The organism is Dietzia sp. DQ12-76 (genome assembly GCF_014145045.1).
Lineage (GTDB): Bacteria > Actinomycetota > Actinomycetes > Mycobacteriales > Mycobacteriaceae > Dietzia.
Map to the genome: position 1 here is coordinate 1 of NZ_JAALDV010000363.1, position 2,013 is coordinate 2,013.

Sequence of the window (2,013 nt, forward strand, 5' to 3'; positions counted from 1 at the left end):
AGCGCATCGCTCATCACCCCGGGATTGCGCGGCAACTCGGTGCGCAGCGCGGTGAGGTCGGCGACCAGCGCCAGGACGATCACCACGCCCACGCCCACGCTCGAAAGAGCCCTCAGCGCGACCGACCGGGGCGTGGAGCGGTCGGCTGCCGGGGCAGGGCCGGTCACGCGGCGCGGAGGGCGTCCAGCGCGTGCTGGAGATCGTCAGGGTACGGGCTGGTGAAGTCCACGCGTTCACCCGTGCCGGGGTGATCGAACCCGAGCCCCACCGCGTGCAGCCACTGCCGTTCCAGCCCCAACCGCCTCGCCAGCACCGGGTCCGCGCCGTAGGTGAGGTCGCCCGCGCACGGGTGGTGGAGGGCCGAGAAGTGGACGCGGATCTGATGGGTTCGACCGGTCTCGAGCTTGACCTCGACGAGCGTTGCCGCCTGGTGCGCCTCGAGCGTGTCGTAATGCGTGATGGAGTGCTTGCCGTCCGAGGTGACCGCGAACCGCCAGTCGTTGGACGTGTGGCGGCCGATGGGCGCGTCGATCGTCCCGGACAGCGGATCGGGGTGGCCCTGGACGAGCGCGTGGTAGGTCTTGTCCACGGTGCGGTCGCGGAACGCCCGTTTGAGCAGCGTGTACGCCCGCTCGGAGGCCGCCACCACCATCAGTCCGGACGTGCCCACGTCGAGTCGGTGGACGATCCCCTTGCGCTCCGGCGGCCCCGAGGTGGAGATGCGGTATCCGGCGGCCGCCAGCCCACCGATCACGGTGGGGCCGGTCCAGCCCACCGAGGCGTGCGCCGCCACGCCGACGGGTTTGTCGACGACGACGAGGTCGGCATCCGAGTAGACGACGGCCATCCCCTCGACCGGCTCTGCGACCACCGCGGGCTCGGCCCGCGGATCGGGCATCTCGACCTCGATCCACGACATCCCGGTGAGCTTGTCCGACTTCCCCACCGCCCGGCCGTCGACCAACACCTTGCCCTGCCCGGCGAGATCGGCGACCGCGGTCCGGGACAGCCCGAGGAGGCGGGAGACACCGGCGTCCACCCTCATCCCGTCGAGACCGTCTGGGACGGGGAAGGTGCGCAGCTCACCCATCCGCCCCGCCCTTCTCCACTGGCCCCCGCGAGCCGTCGAACTCCACTCCCTTGACCACGGCGACGGCCACCACGATCACACCGATGACCAGACTCGAATCGGCGACGTTGAACACCGGCCACCACCCCACCGAGACGAAGTCCACCACGTGGCCCTCCAGGAAGCCGGGGGCCCGGACGTACCGGTCCACGAGGTTGCCCGCGGCGCCACCCAGGATCAACCCGAGCCCCCACGCCCACCACCTCGAGTGGACCCGCCGCGAGAACCACAGCAGTCCCACCACGACCACGGTGGCCACGATGCTCAGCACGACTGTCGACCCCGTGCCCATCGAGAAGGCCGCGCCGGGGTTGCGGAGCAGGAGGAGCCGCACGGAATCACCGACGATCCGGATCGGGTCCTGCCCCTCGAGACCCCACACCGCCAGCGCCTTGGTCACCTGATCCACCGCCACGATCACCGCCGCGATCATCAGCATGGCGACCGGCCCCGCCCTGAAGTATCGGGCACCGGTCCCACCGGGCGTCGTCCCCGCCGCATCGGACCGCGTCCCGTTGGTCTCCGTCATGCGCTCCAGTATCCCTGATCCCCCGGCGGGGCCGCCGGGCCCGGTGGGCGGACCCTCTAGGCTCGGGGGTCGTGAACCTCCGAACGCCCTCCGCCTCCGGCCGTCCCCGACCCGTGCGGGCCGGTCAGCGACTGCTCGTCGCCGCACTGGCCACCGCGCTCGTGGCCTCCACCGCCGCGTGCGCGGACGAGGGCGACCCCCCCGGGGACGACGCCGTCGCCGCTCAGGAGGATCGGGCTCTGGAGCCCGCGGTGGAGGTCGACCCCGGACCCGCCCCCACGGTCGAGCTCCTCGACGAGGGCTCGGGGGAGCTGCGGGTGATGGCCTACTCCCCGTCCCGAGACGCCGTGACCGA

2 protein-coding genes and 1 pseudogene are annotated in these 2,013 nt (G+C 72.1%); 1 reads left to right on the forward strand and 2 read right to left on the reverse strand.

The window, feature by feature from the left end; genetic code table 11:
• Positions 1–163 precede the first annotated feature (163 nt).
• Both G6019_RS12295 and lspA read right to left on the reverse strand, forming a co-directional pair.
• Positions 164–1,090 (reverse strand): RluA family pseudouridine synthase, encoded by a 927-nt coding sequence (locus tag G6019_RS12295; protein WP_107756231.1) that lies wholly within the window; start codon positions 1,088–1,090, stop codon positions 164–166.
• Positions 1,083–1,658 carry a signal peptidase II gene (gene lspA, locus G6019_RS12300; protein ID WP_107756230.1) on the reverse strand — a complete coding sequence of 192 codons (576 nt, stop codon included), beginning with the start codon at positions 1,656–1,658 and terminating at the stop codon, positions 1,083–1,085. Before lspA ends, G6019_RS12295 begins: the two co-directional genes overlap by 8 nt.
• A 71-nt stretch (positions 1,659–1,729) precedes the next feature.
• On the opposite strand from lspA, the pseudogene G6019_RS12305 reads away from it, so the two are divergent.
• Positions 1,730–2,013: pseudogene (locus tag G6019_RS12305) on the forward strand (hypothetical protein); the annotation flags it as partial.